The 19,964-nt window shown below is 66.0% G+C and carries 20 protein-coding genes and 1 pseudogene; 10 read left to right on the forward strand and 11 right to left on the reverse strand.

Annotation, left to right across the window (positions count from 1 at the left end):
• Positions 1-52: 52 nt before the first annotated feature.
• The 6 genes and pseudogenes from ggt to V0R59_RS06950 form a co-directional block, all read right to left on the reverse strand.
• Complete coding sequence (gene ggt / locus V0R59_RS06925) at positions 53-1,738, reverse strand: gamma-glutamyltransferase (protein WP_330073640.1); 1,686 nt, start codon at positions 1,736-1,738, stop codon at positions 53-55.
• Complete coding sequence (locus V0R59_RS06930) at positions 1,738-1,989, reverse strand: YfhL family 4Fe-4S dicluster ferredoxin (RefSeq protein ID WP_011531711.1); 252 nt, start codon at positions 1,987-1,989, stop codon at positions 1,738-1,740. Before V0R59_RS06930 ends, ggt begins: the two co-directional genes overlap by 1 nt.
• A 111-nt stretch (positions 1,990-2,100) precedes the next feature.
• Positions 2,101-2,580 (reverse strand): pantetheine-phosphate adenylyltransferase, encoded by a 480-nt coding sequence (gene coaD / locus V0R59_RS06935; RefSeq protein WP_330073639.1) that lies wholly within the window; start codon positions 2,578-2,580, stop codon positions 2,101-2,103.
• A 107-nt stretch (positions 2,581-2,687) separates the two neighbouring features.
• Positions 2,688-4,271, reverse strand: a pseudogene (locus V0R59_RS06940) (GMC family oxidoreductase N-terminal domain-containing protein); the annotation flags it as partial.
• A 14-nt stretch (positions 4,272-4,285) separates the two neighbouring features.
• Positions 4,286-4,771 carry a twin-arginine translocation pathway signal protein gene (locus V0R59_RS06945; RefSeq protein WP_330073775.1) on the reverse strand — a complete coding sequence of 162 codons (486 nt, stop codon included), beginning with the start codon at positions 4,769-4,771 and terminating at the stop codon, positions 4,286-4,288.
• A 51-nt stretch (positions 4,772-4,822) separates the two neighbouring features.
• Positions 4,823-6,265 carry a coniferyl aldehyde dehydrogenase gene (locus V0R59_RS06950; RefSeq protein WP_330073774.1) on the reverse strand — a complete coding sequence of 481 codons (1,443 nt, stop codon included), beginning with the start codon at positions 6,263-6,265 and terminating at the stop codon, positions 4,823-4,825.
• 185 nt (positions 6,266-6,450) lie between these two features.
• On the opposite strand from V0R59_RS06950, the gene V0R59_RS06955 reads away from it, so the two are divergent.
• Positions 6,451-7,116, forward strand: a complete 666-nt coding sequence (locus V0R59_RS06955; RefSeq protein ID WP_330073638.1) for a TetR/AcrR family transcriptional regulator — start codon at positions 6,451-6,453, stop codon at positions 7,114-7,116.
• Between the two features lie 30 nt (positions 7,117-7,146).
• On the forward strand, positions 7,147-8,001 hold the full coding sequence (locus tag V0R59_RS06960) for a sulfurtransferase (RefSeq protein ID WP_330073637.1): 855 nt from the start codon (positions 7,147-7,149) through the stop codon (positions 7,999-8,001).
• On the opposite strand, the gene V0R59_RS06965 is transcribed toward V0R59_RS06960, so the two are convergent.
• The 4 genes from V0R59_RS06965 to V0R59_RS06980 form a co-directional block, all read right to left on the reverse strand.
• On the reverse strand, positions 8,002-8,985 hold the full coding sequence (locus V0R59_RS06965) for a hydrolase (RefSeq protein WP_375547345.1): 984 nt from the start codon (positions 8,983-8,985) through the stop codon (positions 8,002-8,004).
• 92 nt (positions 8,986-9,077) lie between these two features.
• A complete protein-coding gene (gene rsmD / locus V0R59_RS06970) occupies positions 9,078-9,659 on the reverse strand; it encodes a 16S rRNA (guanine(966)-N(2))-methyltransferase RsmD (RefSeq protein ID WP_330073636.1) in 582 nt (193 codons plus the stop codon).
• Positions 9,659-11,122, reverse strand: a complete 1,464-nt coding sequence (locus V0R59_RS06975; RefSeq protein WP_330073635.1) for a M16 family metallopeptidase — start codon at positions 11,120-11,122, stop codon at positions 9,659-9,661. The genes rsmD and V0R59_RS06975 overlap by 1 nt, the downstream gene beginning before the upstream one ends.
• The gene (locus V0R59_RS06980; protein ID WP_330073634.1) at positions 11,119-12,471 is read right to left on the reverse strand and encodes a M16 family metallopeptidase; all 1,353 of its coding nucleotides are present in this window, start codon (positions 12,469-12,471) and stop codon (positions 11,119-11,121) included. Before V0R59_RS06980 ends, V0R59_RS06975 begins: the two co-directional genes overlap by 4 nt.
• A 236-nt stretch (positions 12,472-12,707) precedes the next feature.
• Here V0R59_RS06980 and ftsY point away from each other — a divergent pair, with 236 nt between their 5' ends.
• The 4 genes from ftsY (at position 12,708) to rpoH (ending at position 16,790) form a co-directional block, all read left to right on the forward strand.
• On the forward strand, positions 12,708-14,132 hold the full coding sequence (gene ftsY / locus V0R59_RS06985; protein WP_330073633.1) for a signal recognition particle-docking protein FtsY: 1,425 nt from the start codon (positions 12,708-12,710) through the stop codon (positions 14,130-14,132).
• Positions 14,129-14,800, forward strand: a complete 672-nt coding sequence (gene ftsE, locus V0R59_RS06990; protein ID WP_075805208.1) for a cell division ATP-binding protein FtsE — start codon at positions 14,129-14,131, stop codon at positions 14,798-14,800. Before ftsY ends, ftsE begins: the two co-directional genes overlap by 4 nt.
• On the forward strand, positions 14,797-15,822 hold the full coding sequence (ftsX, locus tag V0R59_RS06995; RefSeq protein ID WP_330073632.1) for a permease-like cell division protein FtsX: 1,026 nt from the start codon (positions 14,797-14,799) through the stop codon (positions 15,820-15,822). The genes ftsE and ftsX overlap by 4 nt, the downstream gene beginning before the upstream one ends.
• A gap of 113 nt (positions 15,823-15,935) precedes the next feature.
• Entirely contained in the window at positions 15,936-16,790 is an 855-nt protein-coding gene (gene rpoH / locus V0R59_RS07000) for an RNA polymerase sigma factor RpoH (protein WP_330073631.1), read from the forward strand.
• 77 nt (positions 16,791-16,867) lie between these two features.
• On the opposite strand, the gene mtgA is transcribed toward rpoH, so the two are convergent.
• The gene (mtgA, locus tag V0R59_RS07005) at positions 16,868-17,563 is read right to left on the reverse strand and encodes a monofunctional biosynthetic peptidoglycan transglycosylase (RefSeq protein WP_330073772.1); all 696 of its coding nucleotides are present in this window, start codon (positions 17,561-17,563) and stop codon (positions 16,868-16,870) included.
• A 67-nt stretch (positions 17,564-17,630) separates the two neighbouring features.
• Between mtgA and V0R59_RS07010 the strand changes: the two genes are divergently transcribed.
• The 4 genes from V0R59_RS07010 (at position 17,631) to trmB (ending at position 19,887) form a co-directional block, all read left to right on the forward strand.
• A complete protein-coding gene (locus tag V0R59_RS07010) occupies positions 17,631-18,002 on the forward strand; it encodes a DUF423 domain-containing protein (RefSeq protein ID WP_330073630.1) in 372 nt (123 codons plus the stop codon).
• A gap of 102 nt (positions 18,003-18,104) precedes the next feature.
• On the forward strand, positions 18,105-18,305 hold the full coding sequence (gene thiS, locus V0R59_RS07015; protein WP_010222198.1) for a sulfur carrier protein ThiS: 201 nt from the start codon (positions 18,105-18,107) through the stop codon (positions 18,303-18,305).
• Positions 18,306-18,357: 52 nt separating this feature from the next.
• Positions 18,358-19,152 (forward strand): thiazole synthase, encoded by a 795-nt coding sequence (locus V0R59_RS07020; RefSeq protein ID WP_330073629.1) that lies wholly within the window; start codon positions 18,358-18,360, stop codon positions 19,150-19,152.
• Between the two features lie 9 nt (positions 19,153-19,161).
• A complete protein-coding gene (gene trmB, locus V0R59_RS07025; RefSeq protein ID WP_330073628.1) occupies positions 19,162-19,887 on the forward strand; it encodes a tRNA (guanosine(46)-N7)-methyltransferase TrmB in 726 nt (241 codons plus the stop codon).
• Positions 19,888-19,964 lie beyond the last annotated feature (77 nt).

Consider the following 19,964-nt stretch of genomic DNA (forward strand, 5'->3'; position numbering starts at 1 on the left):
CTCTGTGGGAGCGGGTTCACCCGCGATGAGGTCAGTGGTTGCGCCAGAAAACTCAGGGTGTCACCACCTCCGAGTTGCCAACCCCTCTAGGGTCGCTGGCAGATTCCAGCCGGCCATCGCGCTTGTCCCAGAACAGCACCTGCTGGTTGCCGTAACTGCGTCCCACATCCTTCAGGCTGTAGCCGCGCTCGCGCAGATCATCCATCTCGGCTTCGCTGAACGCCCCCGGCTCATGCTCCACCACATCCGGCAGATACTGGTGGTGATAGCGCGGCACCGCCGGCCAGGTATTCACCGGCCGTCCATCCAGGTACTCCAGCATCGACAGCAGCACCATGCTCGGAATCCGGCTTCCGCCCGGCGTACCGAAGGCGGCGAATTGCGTCGGGCTTTCGATGAAGCTCGGACTCATGCTCGACAACGGTCGCTTGCCCGCTGCCACCGCATTGGCCTGGCTGCCCGTCAGTCCGTAGCTGTTGCTGCCCCGGGGATCGGCGGCGAAATCATCCATTTCATTGTTCAGCACCACGCCGGTACCCGGCGCAGTGAAGGCCGCACCGAACGGCAGGTTCACCGACAGCGTCGCCGCCACGGCATTGCCCTCGGCATCGATCACCGCGAAATGGGTGGTGTGATCGCCCTCGCGCCAGGCCGGTGACGGCGGCAGGCTGCTGCTGGGCGTGGCGTCATGCACGTCGATGCTGTCGGCGAGCTGGACCAGATGCTGGCGCGCCAGCAATTGCGGCACCGGGTTGGCCACATGATCCGGGTCCCCCAGCAGACCGCGATCGCGGTAGGCGCGGCGCAGCACTTCCAGTACGTAGTGGGCGCGCTGGACCTTGTCGGCGCTCTGCCACGGCAGGCGCTGCAGCATCGCCAGGCTCTGGGCGATGGCCACGCCCCCGGCGGAAGGCGGCGGCGCGCTGATCAGCTCGCGCTGGCCAGCCAGGCTGTAGCGCAGCGGCTCGCGGTTGACGGTGTGGTAGTCGGCGAGGTCGTTGGCGCTCCAGATACCGCCGGCTGCGTTGACCTCGGCCACCAGCTTCAGCGCCACGGGGCCGCGATAGAAACCGTCGCGCCCCTGGTCCGCCAGGCGTTGCAGGGTCTCCGCCAGTTCCGGCTGACGAATCATCTTGCCCGGCGCCGGCACTTCACCCCGGTCGAGAAACAGCCGGGCGGTTTCCGCGTCGTCGCGCATGGCCGCCAGGCGCATCTGCGCGCGGTCGCGGTAGATGCGGTCGACGGCGAAACCCTGGTTGGCCAGGCGGATCGCCGGGGCCAGGGTGTTCTTCAACGGCAGCTTGCCGTAGTGCGCGGCCAGTTCGTCGAGCGCCGCCGGCAGGCCGGGGATCGCCGCCGCCAGCGGACCGTTGATCGACAGGCCGGGCTGGACCTTGTCATCCTTCAGGTACATGTCCGCCGTGGCCCTGGCGGGCGCGCGTTCGCGGGCGTCGATGAAGTGATAGGCAACGGGATTGCCGGGCTGGCGCAGGAGGAAGAAACCGCCACCGCCCAGGCCCGAGCCATAGGGCTCTACCACCGCCAGGGCAGCGCTCACGGCGATGGCCGCGTCGAAGGCGTTGCCGCCTTGCTGGAGGATTTCCCGCGCGGCGGCGGTCGCGTCGGGATGGGGTGTCGCCACCGCCGCGTGCCCCGGGCCGTCGGCCAGGGCGGCGACACTGCACAGCGCCAGGCCGGCGCCAAGGAACAGGGTGCGCAGCGCGGCGACGCCGCTCATCAGGCCTTGCCGGTGATACGGCGGTACTTGGCCATCAGCTCGTCTTCGGTTTCCGGGTGGGCTTCATCCAGCGGGATGCAGTCGACCGGGCAGACCTGCTGGCACTGCGGTTCGTCATAGTGGCCAACGCACTGGGTGCACAGGTTCGGGTCGATCACGTAGATCTCTTCGCCCTGGGAGATGGCGGCGTTCGGGCACTCGGGTTCGCAGACGTCGCAGTTGATGCAATCGTCGGTGATGATCAGGGACATGGGGACTCCGGCCAGGATCGTCGGCCCTGGCAATTGAAAACCAATGGGCGCAATTGTGCCGTATTAGCGCCCGTTGTGCACGCGGGCGCCGGTTTTCCTGGCCAGATGAGATTACTTCTTGAAACGCTCGGTCAGCGCGTCGGCCACCGCCGGATGGACGAACTTGGTGATATCGCCGCCCAGTGCCGCGATTTCGCGGACCAGCGTCGAGGAGATGAACGAATAGCGCTCCGACGGGGTGAGGAACAGGCTCTCGACGTCCGGCGCCAGCTGTCGGTTCATGTTGGCCAGCTGGAACTCGTACTCGAAGTCCGAGACCGCGCGCAGGCCGCGCAGGAAGACATTGGCCTGCTGCTCCTTGGCGAAGTGTGCCAGCAGCGACGAGAAGCCGATGACTTCGACGTTGGGCAGGTGCTTGGTCACTTCGCGCGCCAGTGCCACCCGTTGTTCCAGGGGGAACAGCGGATTCTTCTTGGGGCTGGCGGCGACCGCGATGATCACGTGGTCGAACAGACGCGAGGCGCGTTCGACCAGATCGCCATGGCCCTTGGTAATAGGGTCGAAAGTACCCGGGTACAACACTCGGTTCATCGCGTCGTCCTGGCAGGAGTGCGTTAGGGACTCGGATGGTAGCGCAGCCGATGCGCCCGGGCCAAGTCGCCATCATCGGCCAAAGGCACTATGGACAAGGGCTGGCCAAGGCGCTCGGCAAGCAGGTGGCTGAGTCGTGCGCTGATGGCATAGACCGACAATTGCGGGTTGGCGCCGATGCTGGTGGGGAACAGCGAACCGTCGTGGATCGACAGGTTTTCCAGCTGGTGGTGCCGGCCCAGGCTGTCGCAGACGCTCTGGCGCGGGTCCTGGCCCATGGCGCAGCCACCCATGACATGGGCGCTGCCCAGACGGGTGAGAAAGGTTTCCAGCGCCAGTTCGTCGATGGTCCGTCGCGCTTCGGCCAGGGTCTTTGCCGGCCTGGCATGGCTGTGCAGCGGCAGGACGCTCTCCGCTCCGGCGGCGAACTGGATCTCGGCCATGCTGTGGAAGGCACGGCGCACGCCATCCCAGGCATAGGGCGACACGGCGTAGTCGAGCACCGGCGTGCCGTCGCCACGCAATTCCACGCTGCCGCCGACGCTGTCCGGGTGAAAGCCGTCGCGCAACAGGGCCAGCATCACGTGGGTGTGGGGCAGGTCCTCCATACGCAGGGCGTTTTCCGTGCCGAAGCCGCCGAACAAGGTCGCGGCCAGCGCGGGGTGCAGCGGCGGCACCTCCAGCTTGTAGCCCATGGGGCCGGTCACGCCGTTGCGCCATTGGAAATGGTCGCTGTAGATCGACTGCGGCGCACCGTAGAAGGGGTTCACCGGCTCGGCGAAGCGCGCCGCGCTGAAGTTGACCAGGTGCAGGAAGGTGCGTTTGCCCAGGCGCTTGTGTGGGTCGGGCGCGGCCGAGCGCAGGAGCAGGGCCGGGCTGTTGATGCCGCCGCCGGCCAGCAGGTAATGCCGGGCGCGGACGCGGATGCTGCGGCCTGTGGGGGCGACGCACTGCGGGTCCACGGCCACGCAGTGCAGCTCGCGGATCCGCTGGCCGTCATGCTCCAGTTTTTCCGCGCGGGTCAGGTAGAGCAGTTCGCCGCCGTGCTCCAGGGCCGCCGGGATGCTGGTCACCAGCATCGACTGCTTGGCGTTGACCGGGCAGCCCATGCCGCAATAACCGAGGTTCCAGCAGCCGCGGACATTGCGCGGGATCACCTTCCAGTCCAGGTCGAGGGCCGTGCAGCCGCGGCGCAGCACGTCGTTGTTGGCGTTGGGCGGCAATTGCCACGGGGTAATGCCGAGGCGCAGTTCCATGCGCTCGAACCACGGCGCCAGGTCGTCCACGCCGTGGCCTTCGACACCCTGTTCGCTGGCCCAGTGGCGCAGGGTCGGCTCCGGGGTGCGGAAGCTGGAGGTCCAGTTGATCAGCGTGGTGCCGCCCACGGCGCGGCCCTGGAGGATGGTGATGGCGCCGTCCTTGCTCAGGCGGCCGATGCCTTCCTGGTAGAGGCTGGCGTAGGCCTCGTTCTCCAGCATCTTGAAGTCGCTGCTGGTCTTCAGCGGGCCTTCTTCGATCAGCAACACGCGAAAACCGGCGGCGCTGAGCAGTTCGGCACTGGTGGCGCCGCCGGCACCGCTGCCGATGATGGCGATATCGGTTTCCAGCGTGAGGTCCTGGCTCAAGGCCGAGCCGTCACGGGTTTTCCAGCCGCGGGCGAGGCCGTCGCGGAACAGGTCGGGTACGGGCATGGGGTGGCTCTCGCTCAGATTTTCGGTGGGCCGGGATAGCCGCATGCGCCCCAGGATTCGGGCAGGCTGTACCAGGCCATCAGCAGCAGTTGCAGCAGCGAGCAGTAGCCCTGGCGCAGCAGGTTCAGCGAGCTGTCGCGCCAGCGTAGGAGAAAAGCCTGGATGCGCGCTGGCTCGGCCTGTTCCCAGGCGCCCCAGACACCGGTCAGCGGGCCGCGGGTCAAGGGCAGGGCGAGTACGTCGAACAGTTGCCAGGTCAGCTTGAGCATCTCCGGGGACAGGCTGGCCAAGGTTTCGTCGAGGCGGATGAGGACCTGGTCGAGCAACGAATGCGTGCCTTCGAGGACCACCGGGATCACCGCGCGCAGCATCGGCAGATCGTCATCGCGCAGGATGCGAAAGCCATTGGCCGGCGTCGTGGCGGAGCAACCGACCAGGCTGGCGCCGCCGAGAAACAGCGTGGCGCCGAGACTGAACTTGAGCAGGCCGCGGCGGTTCAGCGAGGCGGCTTCGGGCAGGCGTGTTGTCATTGTTGTGGGCCTGTGCAGCGATCAGCGGATGAAGAAGCGGTACACCAGTTGTTGCAGGCGCTTGCCGTAGGGCGGATAGACCAGCCGCGCCAGGTTCAGGCGCTGCTTGGCCAGCACGGCCTTGGCCTTGCTGAAGGTCTGGAAGCCTTCGTAGCCATGATAGTGACCCATGCCGGACGGGCCGACGCCGCCGAACGGCAGGTCGTCCTGGGCCACGTGCAGCAGGGTGTCGTTGAGGCAGGCTCCGCCGGAGTGGGTGTTGTCCAGGACCAGGCGCTGCTCGCCGCGCTCGTAGCCGAAGTAGTACAGGGCCAGCGGGCGGGGGCGCTGGTTGATGTAGGCAATCGCCTCGTCGATATGGTCGTAGGGCACCAGCGGCAGCAGCGGGCCGAAGATCTCGTCCTGCATCACGCGCATGCCGTCGCTGACGTTTTCCAGGATCAGGGGCGGTAGGCGCCGGTCGGCCGGGGTTTCGTCCGGGTACAGGCTGGTGACCCGCGCGCCCTGGCGACGGGCGTCGTCGAGATAGCCGTTGAGCCGGGCCAGGTGGCGCGGGTTGATGATCGCGGTGTAGTCGGGGTTGTCGCTGATGCGCGGATAGAAACGGCGCACGGCGTCGCGGTAGGCGTCGATGAAGCCAGGTACGCGCTCGCGGGGCAGCAGCACGTAGTCGGGGGCGACGCAGGTCTGCCCGGCATTGAGGGTCTTGCCGAAGGCTATGCGCTCGGCGGCGTCGGCCAGGGGCACGCTGGCGGAGACGATGGCCGGGGACTTGCCGCCCAGTTCCAGGGTCACCGGCGTGAGGTTGTCGGCGGCGGCGCGCATGACTTCTCGGCCGATGCTGGTGGCGCCGGTGAACAGCAGGTGGTCGAAGGGCAGGCGGGAGAAGGCCTGGCCGACATCGGCCTCGCCGAGCACCACGCTGACCATGTCGCTGGGGAATACCGATTCCAGCAGGGCCTTGAGCGCCTGGCCGCTGGCCGGAGTGGCTTCGCTGAGCTTGAGCATGACCCGGTTGCCGGCGGCGAGGGCGCCGGTCAGCGGGCCGATGGCGAGGAACAGCGGGTAGTTCCACGGCACGATGACCCCAACCACTCCCAGCGGCTGGTACTGCACCCGCGCGCTGGCCGGCTGGAAGGCCAGGCCGACGGCGCGGCGGCGGGGTTTCATCCAGCGGGCCAGGTGTTTCTCCGCGTGGACCAGGCCCTGGACGCTGGGCAGGAGTTCGGCAAGGCGGGTTTCGTCGGCGCTGCGGCCGTTGAAATCCTGGTCGATTGCGGCGATCAGCTCGTCCTGGCGGGCGACCAGGGCCTGGCGCAGGGCCTTGAGCCACTGCCGGCGCTGGGCCAGGGGCGGCATGGGCAGGCGATTGAAGGCGGCGCGCTGTTCGGCGAACAGGGTGTCGAGCCAGTCGAGCTGGGACATCGGGACCTCCAGTGACTTGTTATCGTGGCTAGAGCATATACTCTAATTCTGGTCCTGTGAGTGGCGCGGACCCTGTGGGAGCGGCTTTAGCCGCGATTACGGCAGTGACGCCGCCTTCGCAATCGGTTCCCACAGAATCCGCATGGATCGCATGGATGCAAGCCACTCACCGACGCCGTAAGATCAAGCAATCATTTCAAGCTCATGAATGGGGAACCGCAGTCATGGCCCCGCGAATCAAGACCCGCGAGCGCATCGTGCAGAACAGCCTGGAGCTGTTCAACCAGAACGGCGAGCGCAGCGTCAGCACCAACCACATTGCCGCGCACATGGAGATTTCTCCCGGCAACCTGTACTACCACTTCGCTAACAAGCAGGAAATCATTGCCGAATTGTTCAGTCAGTATGAGGAACAGGTGGAAAGTTTCCTGCACCCGCCCAAGGGCCGTCCGGCCACGGTCGAGGACAAGCGCTTCTACCTCAAGGAAATCCTCGCGGCGATGTGGAACTTCCGTTTCCTGCACCGCGACCTGGAACACCTGCTCGACAGCGACAAGGAACTGGCCGCCCGCTACCGGCGCTTTTCCCAGCGCAGCCTGTTGCAGGGCCAGTCCATCTACACCGGTTTCGTCGAAGCCGGGATCCTGGAGATGAACGCGGTGCAGATCGAGTCGCTGACCCTCAACACCTGGATCGTCCTGACCTCCTGGGTGCGCTTCCTCTGCACCACCCGGGAAAATTCCGCGCACCTGAGTGAAGAAGCCATCAAGCGTGGCGTCTATCAGGTACTGGTGCTGGAACTCGGTTTCGTCACTGCCACGGCACGTCCGGCGGTGGACGCGCTGTGCGAAGAATTCTACGTACCGCTGCAGCAGGCGCTGGAGCAGTAACGTGCCCTTTCAATCGATATGGAGACTGTCATGCCCCTCGCGCAACTGATTGCACCCCGGCAACTGGCGGAACGCCTCGGCGACCCGAAGCTGGTGATTCTCGATTGTCGTTTTGCCCTGGAGGACGTCGACTACGGTCAGCGCAGCTACGCCGAGGGGCATATTGCCGGGGCGCATTTCGCCGATCTGGAGCGCGACCTCAGCGGGCCGGTGGTCAAGGGCGTGACCGGGCGCCATCCGCTGCCGCAGCCAGGACGCCTGATCGAGCGATTCCAGCAATGGGGCATCAGTAACGACAGCGACGTGGTGCTGTATGACGACGGTCCCGGCGCCTTCGCCGCCCGCGCCTGGTGGCTGCTGGCCTGGCTCGGCAAGCGCAGCGGCGTGTACCTGCTCGATGGCGGCCTCAAGGCCTGGCACGCGGCGGGCCTGCCGCTGAGCCTGGACCCGGCGGATCGCCACGAAGGCACCTTCAGCGGCAAACCCGATCCGGCACTGCTGATCAGCGCGCAGCATCTGCGCGAACGCCTTGGTGATCCGGCCCTGACCCTGCTCGACGCCCGCGCCTTGCCGCGCTTCCGTGGTGAAGTGGAGCCGATCGATCCGGTGGCTGGGCATATCCCCGGCGCGCAATGCGCGGCCTTCACCGAGAACCTCGGTGCGGACGGCCATTTCCTTCCGGCGGAGCAACTCAAGGCCCGTTTCGCCAAGCTGCTCGGCGAGCGCCAGCCGCAAGACCTGGTGGCCTACTGCGGTTCCGGTGTCACCGCCTGCCACAACCTGTTCGCCCTGAGCCTCGCTGGCTACCCGCTGGCACCGCTGTATGCCGGCTCGTGGAGCGAATGGATCACCGACCCGCAACGCCAGGTCGCCACCGGCGACTGATCAGCCGCCCGCCAGCCACTCGGGGATACGCCGTTCCAGGTAGTACCCCGGCTGGCGCAGGCTGCCCTCGACGAACCCGACATGACCACCGTGGGCGTGCAGCTCCAGGGTGGTGCTGCTCGCCAGCTCGCCGGCCTCCGGCAGGCTGTGGGGGAAGACGAAGGGATCGTCGCTGGACTGGATGATCAGCGTCGGTGTGCGGTTATCGCTCAGGTAGTAGCGGCTCGACGAGCGCTTGTAATAGTCGTGGGCATCGCTGAAACCGTTGAGTGGCGCGGTGACGCGGCCGTCGAAGTCCCAGAAGGTGCGCAGGTTGGTGAGCGGGCCGAGGCGGGCGAGGATATCCAGGCCTTCGTCATGGCCACGGTGCAGGAAATGCCGTTCCTTGTTCTTCAGGTAGGCGAGCATCTCGCGGATGAAGTGCGCCTGGTACACCCGTGAGAAACCCTGGCCGATGCGGTCGGCGCACTGATCCAGGCGAAACGGCACCGACACCGCCACGGCCGCCTGCAACTGGCTGGCCGAGCCGGCCTCGCCCAGGTGCTTGAGCAGCACGTTGCCGCCCAGCGAATAACCCACCGCGTACAGCGGCGCGGCGGGGCGTTGCGCCCGCAGGTGGGCGATGACTTCCGCCAGGTCCTCGCTGGCCCCGGAGTGGTAGCTGCGCGGCAGCAGGTTCGGCTCGCCGGAGCAGCCGCGCCAGTTCACCGCCACGCTGGCCCAGCCCCGGGCCTGCAGGGCATGTTGCAGCCCGAGCACGTAGTGCGAGGACGACGAACCGGTCAGGCCGTGCAGCACCAGGACCAGCGGCGTGTCGCTGCGGTGCGGGCCGCTCCAGTCGAGGTCGAGGAAGTCGCCGTCGGCCAGCCACAAGCGCTCGCGCTGGTGATCCAGCGGCGTCGACTTGCGCCAGAGAGGGCCCCAGAGGGTTTGCAGGTGAGGGTTGCGCAGGCCCGTTGCGGGCTTGAAGAAGGTGGACATCATGACGGCTTCACTCGGGAACACACGGCAGCTCTATCAGCCAGTGTAAGTGCTGGCTTCAAGGGCTGCCGCGCGAGATGACGGACAGATGACGATCAGCCGCGTTCCCACAGGGCGTAGTGCACCTGGCCGGCCTTCTTTTCCCGGTGCAGGCGCCAGCTGCCCGGCACGTTCAGCGACGATGGCGCGGTTTCGCTTTCGATATAGATCCACGCGTGATCGGCGAGCCAGCCACCGTTCTCCAGCAGTTCGCAGGTTTGCGGTACCAGGTCCTGGTGGAACGGAGGATCGAGGAACACCACGTCGAAGCGCTGTTTCGCTTCACCCTGCAGATAGCGCAGGACATCGCTCTGCACCAGCTGGCCGCGCGGGCAGCGCAGCACTTCGAGGTTGTTGCGCAGGCTGCTGATGGCCGCTGCGTTGCTGTCCACGGCGACGGCATCACCGGCACCGCGGGACAGGGCTTCCAGGTACAGGGCGCCACTGCCGGTGAAGGCATCCAGCACCTTGGCCCCTTCGATGTAGGGGGCGAGCCAGTTGAACAGGGTTTCCCGCACCCGGTCCGGCGTCGGGCGCAGGCCGGGGGCGTCGGGGAAGCTCAGGCGACGGCTGCGCCATTCGCCGGCGATGATGCGCAACTGGCCTTGGCCCGCGTGCGGCTTGGATGGACTGGCCATTAATGCTCCGGTACGCCGAGCGCTTGCTCGGCGGGTTTGTCGAGGGGCGGTGGCAGCGGTTGCTGCGGCACCTTCGGCCCCGCGCTGACGATCACCAGCTTGTCCGCGGACAGGTGGCGATTCAGCGCGTCCCGCACCTGCTCTACGGTCAGGGCCTGGGATTGGCGCATGTAGTCTTCGAGGTAGGTCAGCGGCAGATTATAGAAGCCGATTGCCCCCAGTTGCCCGACGATACTCGCGTTGCTGGCATTGGACAGCGGGAAGCTGCCGGCCAGCTCGCGCTTGGCGTCGTCCAGTTCCTGCTGGGTCGGGCCGGTCTTCAGGTAGTCGCGCAGGAGGTCCTGGACCAGCTTCAGGGTGCCCTCGCTGAGTTCGGCGCGGGTCTGCAGGTTGATCATGAACGGGCCACGGGCCTGCATCGGCACGAAGGTCGAGTAGATACCGTAGGTCAGGCCGCGTTTCTCGCGGACTTCGCTCATCAGGCGAGTGCCGAAGGAGCCGCCACCGAGGATCTGGTTGCCCAGGGACAGCGCGGCGTAGTCCGGGTCGGCGCGGTCGATGCCCAGTTGCGCGAGCATCAGGTGGGTCTGCTTGGACGGGAAGTCGATATGGCTCGGACCTGCCTTGGGTTCGGCTGGTGCCGCGACCTTGGCCAGTGCCGGACCTTTCGGCAGTGCGGCGGAGACCTGGGCGGCGATGGCCTCGGCGTCCTGGCGGCTGAGGTCGCCGACCAAGGCGATCACCGTGTTGCCGGCCGCGTAGGCCTTGTCGTGGAAGGCGCGCAACTGTTCCAGGGTGATCGGCGGCACGCTTTCGGCGGTGCCGTCACTTGGGTGACCGTAGGGGTGCTTGCCGTACAGGCGTTCGAACAGTTGCAGGCTGGCCAGCTTGCCGGGGTTCTGCTTCTGGTATTCGAAGCCGGCGAGCATCTGGTTCTTGATGCGGGTCAGGGCATCGGCAGGGAAGGTCGGCTTGCCCACCACCTCGGCGAACAGCTTCAGCGCCGGTTCGCGCTTGTCGGCGACGCTCAGGCTGCGCAGCGAAGCCACCGCCATGTCGCGGTAGGCGCCGTTGCCGAAGTCGGCGCCCAGGCCTTCGAAGCCCTGGGCGATGGCGTTGACGTCCTTGCCGGCCACGCCCTCGTTGAGCATGGCGTTGGTCAGTGCGGCGACGCCGGGCACATCGCCGTCCTGGCTGCTGCCGGCGGCGAAGGTCAGGCGCAGGTCGAACATCGGCAGCTCATGGGCCTCGACGAACAGCACGCGGGCGCCTTCGCGGGTGTTCCAGGTCTGGATATTCAAGGCGCGGTGGCTGGGCGGCGCCTTGCCTTCCAGTTCGGCCAGGGATTGCAGGGTATTGGCCGGCTTGGTCTCCGCTGCGTGGGAAGGACCGGCGAGGGCCAGGGCCAGGGCGCTTGCCGCGACCAGGCTGGTCAGCTTGAAGTGGGTGATCGGCTGGCTCATTTCGCCTGTTCCTCGGGCAGTACGTGGGCAACGCTCAGGCGTTCGCGAACGAAGTAGGTGCGCGCGGCGTTCTGGATGTCCGCCGGGGTCACGCTCTTCAGCTCATCCAGCTCGTTGTCGATCAGCTTCCACGACAGGCCGACGGTTTCCAGCTGGCCGATGGTGGTGGCCTGGCTGCTGATGGAATCGCGGTCGTAGACCAGGCCGGCGATGACCTGGGCACGGACCCGCTCCAGTTCCTCTGCACTCGGCGGGGTGGTCTTCAACTCGTCGAGGAGCTTCCACAGGCCGGTTTCCACTTCGGCGAGGGTCTTGTTCTTCTGCGTGTTCGGCGTTGCCGACAGGGTGAACAGGCTGTCGCCGCGGGCGAACGGGTTGTAGTTGCTGGAGGCGCCGGCCACCAGCTCTTCGCCGCGCTCCAGGCGGCTGGCCATGCGCGCGCTGTAGCCGCCGTCGAGCAGGGCGGAGATCAGGCGCAGGGCGTGGACTTCACGCGGGTTTTTTGCGGTGGCCAGGCCCGGCACGTTGAAGCCGAATATCAGGCTCGGCAATTGGGTCCGCACATGCACGGTGAGCTGGCGCAGGCCGGGTTCGGCCAGTTCCAGCGGCAGCTTGCTCGGCGGCAGGGTGCGTTTCGGGATCCTGGCGAACCAGCGTTCGGCCAGCTTGCGCACTTCGTCCACGGTGACGTCGCCGACCACCACCAGGGTGGCGTTGTTCGGTGCGTACCAGGATTCGTACCAGTGGCGCAGTTCCTCGACCTTCATGCGCTGCAGGTCGGCCATCCAGCCGATGGTCGGGGTGTGGTAGCCGCTGGCCGGGTAGGCCATGGCCTTGAACAGCTCGAAAGCCTTGGCGCCCGGGTTGTCCTCGGTGCGCAGGCGGCGTTCTTCCTTGATCACCTCGATCTCGCGGCTGAATTCGTCCGGCGGCAGGCGCAGGCTGGCCATGCGGTCGGCTTCGAGCTCCAGGGCGACGTTCAGGCGATCGCGGGCCAGCACCTGGTAATAGGCGGTGTAGTCGTCGCTGGTGAAGGCGTTTTCCTCGGCGCCGAGGTCGCGCAGGATGCGCGAGGCCTCGCCGGGGCCGAGTTTCTCGCTGCCCTTGAACATCATGTGTTCCAGGGCGTGGGAAAGGCCGGTCTGGCCCGGGGTTTCGTAGCTGGAGCCGACCTTGTACCAGACCTGCGAGACCACCACCGGGGCGCGGTGGTCTTCGCGCACGACCACTTTCAGGCCGTTGTCGAGGATGAATTCGTGGGTCGGTTGCGGGTCGGCGGCCAAGGCCGCGAGGGGCAGACAGATCGTGCCGAGCAGCAGGCCAGCGGCACGGCGGGCTAGAGCATTCATTCGTGATTCAACCTGTTGGGCTGCCCGCTTGGCTTAGCGTCGGCGGGCTAGGAGGTGCTAGGATACTGATCCGGTTGCCTGGCGACCATGCCTGTCGAGGATGTCGCCGCAAAGGCCCCCCGACAAAATAGACGACGCGCACGAACGAGCCGGATTTAAAACAGTCTGTTCTGCGTTACAAAAGAATTCCGAGTGCGCCGCACTGGCGCATCGCCACCCTGAGATAGCCGTCTTCCATGTTTGGTTCCAACGACGACAAAAAAACGCCGGGCGCCCCCGGTGAAAAGAAAGGCCTGTTCGGCTGGCTGCGCAAGAAGCCCCAGCAACCTGTTGTCGAACAGCCTGAAACTCCTGTCCCAGACGCTGCCGAGCCCGCTCCTGCGGTAGTCCCGGAAGCGCCGGTCGCTGCCGCTCCGGTGGTGACGCCCGAGCCGGTCGCTGCACCGGTCGTCGAGGCGCCGGTCGCCGCGCCGTCGAGCCTGGTGTTGCCAGTGCCGGAAGAGCCGGTGGCGCTGGTGCCGGATCTGGAGCCCAAGGAACCGCCACCGATTCCCGAGTTGCCGGCTGCGGTAGTCCAGCCTGAACCCGGGCCCGAGCCTGTCGTGGTTGCGCCACCTGCGCCGATGGTTGCGCCAGCGCCTGTGGTACCTGTGGTTGCACCGGCACCACAGCCCGAGCCTGTAGCGGAGCCAGTCGTCGCTGCCGTTCCTGCCCCCGTAGAGGAAGCCAAGACCGGCTTCTTCGCCCGCCTGAAGCAAGGCCTGTCGAAGACCAGCGCCAGCATCGGCGAGGGCATGGCCAGCCTGTTCCTCGGCAAGAAGGCCATCGACGACGACCTGCTCGACGAGATCGAGACCCGCTTGCTGACCGCCGACGTCGGCGTCGAGGCCACCTCGCTGATCGTGCAGAACCTGACCCAGAAGGTCGCGCGCAAGCAACTGGCTGACGCCAACGCCCTGTACAAGTCGCTGCAGGATGAGCTCGCCGGCCTGCTCAAGCCGGTGGAACAGCCGCTGCGCATCCAGTCGCAGAACAAGCCGTTCGTCATCCTCGTGGTCGGCGTCAACGGCGCGGGCAAGACCACCACCATCGGCAAGCTGGCGAAGAAGCTCCAGCTCGAAGGCAAGAAGGTCATGCTGGCCGCCGGCGACACCTTCCGTGCCGCTGCGGTGGAACAACTGCAGGTGTGGGGCGAGCGTAACCATATCCCGGTCATCGCCCAGCACACCGGCGCCGATTCGGCCTCGGTGATCTTCGACGCCGTGCAGGCCGCCAAGGCCCGTGGCATCGACGTGCTGATCGCCGACACCGCCGGTCGCCTGCATACCAAGGACAACCTGATGGAAGAGCTGAAGAAGGTCCGTCGGGTCATCGGCAAGCTCGATGCCGACGCGCCGCACGAGGTCCTGCTGGTCCTCGACGCCGGCACCGGGCAGAACGCCATCAACCAGGCCAAGCATTTCAACCAGAGCGTCGAACTGACCGGCCTGGCCCTGACCAAGCTGGACGGTACCGCCAAGGGCGGGGTGATCTTCGCCCTCGCCAAGCAGTTCGGCCTGCCCATTCGCTATATTGGCGTAGGGGAAGGGATCGACGATCTGCGTCCGTTCGAGGCGGAGCCCTTCGTTAAAGCACTGTTTGCCGAGCAGGAGCATCCATGATCCGATTCGAACAGGTCGCCAAGCGCTATCCGAATGGTCACGTTGGCCTGCATGAGCTGAGTTTTCGGGTACGGCGGGGCGAGTTTCTGTTCGTGACCGGTCACTCCGGGGCCGGCAAGAGCACCTTGCTGCGCCTGCTCCTGGCCATGGAGCGTCCGACCAGCGGCAAGCTGCTGCTGGCCGGCCAGGACCTGGGCCAGATCAGCAATGCGCAGATTCCCTTCCTGCGCCGGCAGATCGGCGTGGTGTTCCAGAACCACCAGTTGCTGTTCGACCGCACCGTGTTCAACAACGTCGCCCTGCCGCTGCAGATCCTCGGCCTGTCCAAGGTCGAGATCGCCAAGCGGGTCGACTCGGCGCTGGAGCGCGTGGCCCTGTCCGACAAGGCCGAGCTGTTCCCCGGCGACCTGTCCACCGGCCAGCAGCAGCGGGTCGGCATCGCCCGCGCCATCGTCCACCGTCCGGCCCTGCTGCTGGCGGACGAACCCACTGGTAACCTCGACCCGCGCCTGGCCGCGGAGATCATGGGTGTTTTCGAAGATATCAACCGCCTGGGCACCAGCGTGCTGATCGCCAGTCACGACCTGGCCCTGATCGCGCGCATGCGCCATCGCATGCTGACGCTGCAGCGCGGCCGCCTGATCGGCGACGGGGAGGCCGGGCAATGAGTGCGACACGCAGTCCAAAAGTATCCGAACGGGTGGCGCCGAAGGCCGCCGACCCGCAGCCATCGAAAAAGAAGCAGCGTGACGAAGACGACGGTCCGGATTTCCGCACTCTGCTGGCGGCCTGGCTGGAAAGCCATCGCTCCAGCCTGCTGGACAGCCTGCGCCGCCTCGGCAAGCAGCCGATCGGCAGCTTCTTCACCTGCCTGGTGATGGCGGTGGCGCTGAGCCTGCCCATGGGCCTGTCGCTGATCCTCGGCAATATCGAGCGTCTGGGCGGTTCCTGGCAGCGCGCGGCGCAGATTTCCCTGTACCTCAAGCTGGACGCCGGCGCGCGTGACGGCGAGGCCCTGCGCGACCAGATCAAGGCCCTGCCGGGCGTGGCCGATGCCGAGTACGTCAGCCGCGAACAGGCGCTGAACGAGTTCCAGCAGCAGTCCGGTCTGGGTGAAGCCCTGCGTGAACTGCCGGAGAACCCGCTGCCCGGCGTGGTGGTGGTGACGCCGCAGGAAGTCGACAAGCCAGCGCTGGAAGCGCTGCGTCAACGCCTGGCGGAGATGCCGCGGGTCGAGCTGGCACAGCTGGACCTGGTCTGGGTGGAGCGCCTGGCGGCGATCCTCAAGCTGGGTGACCGCTTCGTCTTCGGTCTGACCGTGCTGCTGGTCTCCGCGTTGTTGCTGGTGATTGGTAACACGATACGTCTGCATATCGAGAACCGCCGTACCGAGATCGAGGTGATCAAGCTGGTCGGTGGAACCGACAGCTATGTACGTCGCCCCTTCCTCTATATGGGCGCGTTGTACGGTTTTGGTGCAGGGATCCTGTCCTGGGGCGTGCTGGAATTCGGTCTGAACTGGCTGAACGAGGCGGTGGTCGACCTTTCAGGGCTGTACAACAGCGATTTCGCCCTGGCCGGGGTGCCCGCTGCCGATGGTCTGTCGCTCTTGCTTGGTGCGGTGCTGTTAGGGTATATCGGTGCATGGATCGCGGTGGCCCGCCACCTGAGTGAGCTGGCGCCACGATAGTGTCTTTTTGCTGGTATTGACTATTCGGGTATTCAGGGAACTTGTTTCGCGGTTCCCGGTCAATGTTGGCAGTGCCCACGGGCACGAGTTCAGTGAGTCGGAGGTTTTTTCGTATGACCACTTCGTTGCAACCTGCTTACGCCTTGGTCCCGGGTGCAAACCTGGAGGCCTACGTGCACACGGTGAACAGCATTCCCCTGCTGACCGCCGAGCAGGAGCGTGAACTGGCCGAGAGTCTCTACTATGAGCAGAACCTTGAGTCCGCTCGGCAGATGGTGCTCGCGCACCTGCGCTTTGTCGTACATATCGCCCGCAGCTATTCCGGCTACGGGCTGGCCCAGGCCGACCTGATCCAGGAAGGCAACGTCGGCCTGATGAAGGCGGTAAAACGCTTCAACCCGGAAATGGGCGTGCGCCTGGTGTCCTTCGCGGTGCACTGGATCAAGGCCGAGATCCACGAGTTCATCCTGCGTAACTGGCGCATCGTCAAGGTCGCCACCACCAAGGCCCAGCGCAAGCTGTTCTTCAACCTGCGCAGCCAGAAGAAACGTCTGGCCTGGCTGAACAACGACGAAGTGCATCGCGTCGCCGAAAGCCTGGGTGTGGAGCCGCGGGAAGTCCGCGAGATGGAAAGTCGCCTGACCGGCCAGGACATGGCCTTCGACCCGGCCTCCGAGGCCGATGACGACAGCGCCTTCCAGTCGCCGGCCAACTACCTGGAAGACCACCGCTACGATCCGGCGCGCCAGCTGGAAGATGCCGACTGGAGCGACAGTTCGTCGAGCAACCTGCACGAAGCGCTGCAGGGCCTGGACGATCGCAGCCGCGACATCCTCTACCAGCGCTGGCTGGCGGAAGAGAAGGCCACCCTGCATGACCTGGCGGCCAAGTACAGCGTCTCGGCGGAGCGGATCCGCCAGCTGGAGAAGAATGCGATGAACAAGGTGAAAGCCCTGATCGCCGCCTGATTGCTCCGGTAGCTGAAAAACAGAAAACCCGACTCGCAAGGTCGGGTTTTTTATTGGCTGTCAGGGCCTCATCGCTGTTACTTCAACTGCTCCAGATAACCATCTCCACCCAATTGGCTCATCTGCTGCCGAATCCACCCGGCCCGCCGTGCCACATAGCTGCTCGGCCGACTGGCACTCCAGTTCCGCGGATTGGGCAGCACCGCCGCCAACAGACTCGCCTGCTGCCGGCTCAGCTGACTGGCATTCACCCCAAAGTGATGCCGCGCCGCCGCCTGTGCTCCGAACACGCCGTCATCCCACTCCGCACTGTTCAGGTAGACCTCCAGGATGCGTTCCTTGGACCAAAGCAGCTCGATCAACCCGGTAAACCACACCTCCAGTCCCTTGCGCAGCCAACTGCGGCCAGACCAGAGAAACTGGTTCTTCGCCACCTGCTGGCTCAAGGTACTGGCCCCGCGAATGGTCCCGCCGCGCTCGTTGTGGGCCAGGGCGGCCTGGATGGCGGTGAAGTCGAAGCCCCAATGGCTGGCGAACTTCTGGTCCTCGCCGGCGATCACCGCGACCTTGAGATCATCGGAGATCTTCTCCCACGGCTCCCAGTCGCGCTGCAGATCGATAGGCTCGCCATCGACCCACGACTCGATCTTGCGCTCCACCATCAACGCCGTGCCCGGTGGTGGTACCCAACGGAAGATCAGCACCAGCACGATACTGCCAGCGGCGAACCAGAGCGCGGCACGATAAAGGCGGCGGAGAACGAGTGACAGCATGATGATGGCTTGGCCGCGGCGGATGAGCGGGCCATTATACAGGCCCCTGCCATCAAGGAGTTCTTCCATGCTTCGCAGCTTCCTTCTGCTCGCGGCCTTCTTCGGTTTCACCGGCGTGGCCCTCGGCGCCTTCGCGGCCCATGGCCTGAAGGCCCGCCTGAGCGCCGAGTACCTGGCGGTCTTCCACACCGGCGTGACCTACCAGCTGATCCACGCCCTGGCCCTCTTCGGCGTCGCCATCCTCAGCGTGCACCTGCCGGGGCGCCTGGTGACCTGGGCTGGCAGCCTGTTCATCCTGGGCATCCTGCTGTTCTCCGGCAGCCTCTACATCCTCACCCTGAGCGGTATCGGCAAGCTCGGCATGATCACCCCGCTGGGCGGCACGGCGTTCCTCGCCGGCTGGTTGTGCCTGGGTCTGGCGGCCTGGCGGCTGAACTGACTCGCGGGTCGAATATCGTGACGAATGGTGTCGGCCGGCCTTGGGTTCGGGTGTGGATCGGCGCTAGAATGCGGGCCCCTGAAAACAATGGCGGCCGTGCGCATGCGCATCCAACTGAACGGTGAACCCTTCGAATTGCCCGACGGCGAGAGCGTCGCGGCCCTGCTGAACCGGCTCGATCTGGCCGGTCGCCGGGTGGCGGTCGAACTGAACCTGGACATCGTGCCGCGCAGCCAGCACGACAGCACCGCCCTCAACGAGGGTGACCAGGTCGAGGTGGTCCACGCCATCGGTGGCGGCTAGTCCGCCATCCGCGTCCCACCCGCAAGTCCCTCCCCCAGCAAGAGGATGTTTGATGAGCAACGTTCGTAGCGACAAGCCCTTCACCCTGGCCGGCCGTACCTTCCAGTCGCGCCTGCTGGTCGGCACCGGCAAGTACCGTGACCTGGAAGAGACCCGCCTGGCCATCGAGGCTTCGGGTGCCGAGATCGTCACCGTCGCCGTGCGTCGGACCAACATCGGCCAGAACCCGGGCGAGCCGAACCTGCTCGACGTGCTGCCGCCAGACCGCTACACCATCCTGCCGAACACCGCCGGTTGCTACGACGCGGTCGAAGCCGTGCGCACCTGCCGCCTGGCCCGCGAGCTGCTGGATGGTCACAACCTGGTCAAGCTGGAAGTCCTGGCCGACCAGAAGACCCTGTTCCCCAACGTGATCGAGACCCTCAAGGCCGCCGAAGTGCTGGTCAAGGACGGTTTCGACGTGATGGTCTACACCAGCGACGACCCGATCATCGCCCGCCAGCTGGCCGAGGCCGGCTGCATCGCGGTCATGCCGCTGGCAGGCCTGATCGGCACCGGCCTTGGGATCTGCAACCCGTACAACCTGCAGATCATCCTCGAAGAGGCCAAGGTTCCCGTGCTGGTGGACGCCGGTGTCGGTACCGCCTCCGACGCCACCATCGCCATGGAGCTGGGTTGTGAAGCGGTCCTGATGAACTCGGCCATCGCCCACGCCCAGCAGCCGATCATGATGGCCGAAGCCATGAAGCACGCCATCATCGCCGGGCGCATGGCCTACCTGGCCGGCCGCATGCCGAAGAAACTCTATGCCAGCGCCTCGTCGCCGCTGGATGGTCTGATCAAGTAAGAGTCCCAGATGACTGAATCGCAAGAAACGCCCGTCACCGCCGAAGGCGAAGAGCGCCAGCACCGCCGCATCAAGAGTTTCGTGATGCGCGCCGGGCGCATGACCGAAGGCCAGCAACGTGGCCTGGACCAGGGCGGCCCGCTGTACATCCTGCCGTTGGCTGACAGTCCGGTGGACTACGACCAGGTGTTCGGCCGCTCGGCGCCGCGTACCCTGGAAATCGGCTTTGGCATGGGCCATTCCCTGCTGGAAATGGCTGCCGCCGCGCCGGAGCAGGACTTCATCGGTGTCGAAGTGCACCGTCCGGGTGTCGGCGCGTTGCTCAACGGCGTGCTGACCCAGGGCCTGAAGAACCTGCGGGTGTATGACTGCGATGCCATCGAAGTGCTTAACCGCTGCGTCGCCGACGGCAGCCTGGACCGGCTGATGCTGTTCTTCCCGGACCCGTGGCACAAGAGCCGCCACCACAAGCGCCGCATCGTCCAGCCGGAGTTTGCCGAGCTGGTGCGCCGCAAGCTGAAGGTGGGGGGCGTGTTCCACATGGCGACCGACTGGGAGCCGTATGCGGAGTACATGCTGGAAGTGATGGCGGTAGCGCCGGGTTATCGCAACCAGGCGGCGGATGGAGCTTATGTGCCGCGTCCGCAAGAGCGGCCGATCACCAAGTTCGAGCGCCGTGGTGAGCGCTTGGGTCATGGCGTCTGGGACTTGAAGTTCGAGAAGCTGGCTGATTGATGCAGTGCCCTTGAGGGCCTCATCGCGGGTGAACCCGCTCCCACAGAGATTGCATAACCTGTGGGAGCGGGTTCACC

Source organism: Pseudomonas ulcerans (assembly GCF_036324125.1).
GTDB lineage: Bacteria > Pseudomonadota > Gammaproteobacteria > Pseudomonadales > Pseudomonadaceae > Aquipseudomonas > Aquipseudomonas ulcerans.

Coding starts and splice junctions, on each gene's coding strand:
- ggt (WP_330073640.1), bottom strand. CDS start 1,738: ATGAGCGGCGTCGCCGCGCTGCGCACCCTGTTCCTTGGCGCCGGCCTG.
- V0R59_RS06930 (WP_011531711.1), bottom strand. CDS start 1,989: ATGTCCCTGATCATCACCGACGATTGCATCAACTGCGACGTCTGCGAA.
- coaD (WP_330073639.1), bottom strand. CDS start 2,580: ATGAACCGAGTGTTGTACCCGGGTACTTTCGACCCTATTACCAAGGGC.
- V0R59_RS06955 (WP_330073638.1), top strand. CDS start 6,451: ATGGCCCCGCGAATCAAGACCCGCGAGCGCATCGTGCAGAACAGCCTG.
- V0R59_RS06960 (WP_330073637.1), top strand. CDS start 7,147: ATGCCCCTCGCGCAACTGATTGCACCCCGGCAACTGGCGGAACGCCTC.
- V0R59_RS06965 (WP_375547345.1), bottom strand. CDS start 8,985: ATGATGTCCACCTTCTTCAAGCCCGCAACGGGCCTGCGCAACCCTCAC.
- rsmD (WP_330073636.1), bottom strand. CDS start 9,659: ATGGCCAGTCCATCCAAGCCGCACGCGGGCCAAGGCCAGTTGCGCATC.
- V0R59_RS06975 (WP_330073635.1), bottom strand. CDS start 11,122: ATGAGCCAGCCGATCACCCACTTCAAGCTGACCAGCCTGGTCGCGGCA.
- V0R59_RS06980 (WP_330073634.1), bottom strand. CDS start 12,471: ATGAATGCTCTAGCCCGCCGTGCCGCTGGCCTGCTGCTCGGCACGATC.
- ftsY (WP_330073633.1), top strand. CDS start 12,708: ATGTTTGGTTCCAACGACGACAAAAAAACGCCGGGCGCCCCCGGTGAA.
- ftsE (WP_075805208.1), top strand. CDS start 14,129: ATGATCCGATTCGAACAGGTCGCCAAGCGCTATCCGAATGGTCACGTT.
- ftsX (WP_330073632.1), top strand. CDS start 14,797: ATGAGTGCGACACGCAGTCCAAAAGTATCCGAACGGGTGGCGCCGAAG.
- rpoH (WP_330073631.1), top strand. CDS start 15,936: ATGACCACTTCGTTGCAACCTGCTTACGCCTTGGTCCCGGGTGCAAAC.
- mtgA (WP_330073772.1), bottom strand. CDS start 17,563: ATGCTGTCACTCGTTCTCCGCCGCCTTTATCGTGCCGCGCTCTGGTTC.
- V0R59_RS07010 (WP_330073630.1), top strand. CDS start 17,631: ATGCTTCGCAGCTTCCTTCTGCTCGCGGCCTTCTTCGGTTTCACCGGC.
- thiS (WP_010222198.1), top strand. CDS start 18,105: ATGCGCATCCAACTGAACGGTGAACCCTTCGAATTGCCCGACGGCGAG.
- V0R59_RS07020 (WP_330073629.1), top strand. CDS start 18,358: ATGAGCAACGTTCGTAGCGACAAGCCCTTCACCCTGGCCGGCCGTACC.
- trmB (WP_330073628.1), top strand. CDS start 19,162: ATGACTGAATCGCAAGAAACGCCCGTCACCGCCGAAGGCGAAGAGCGC.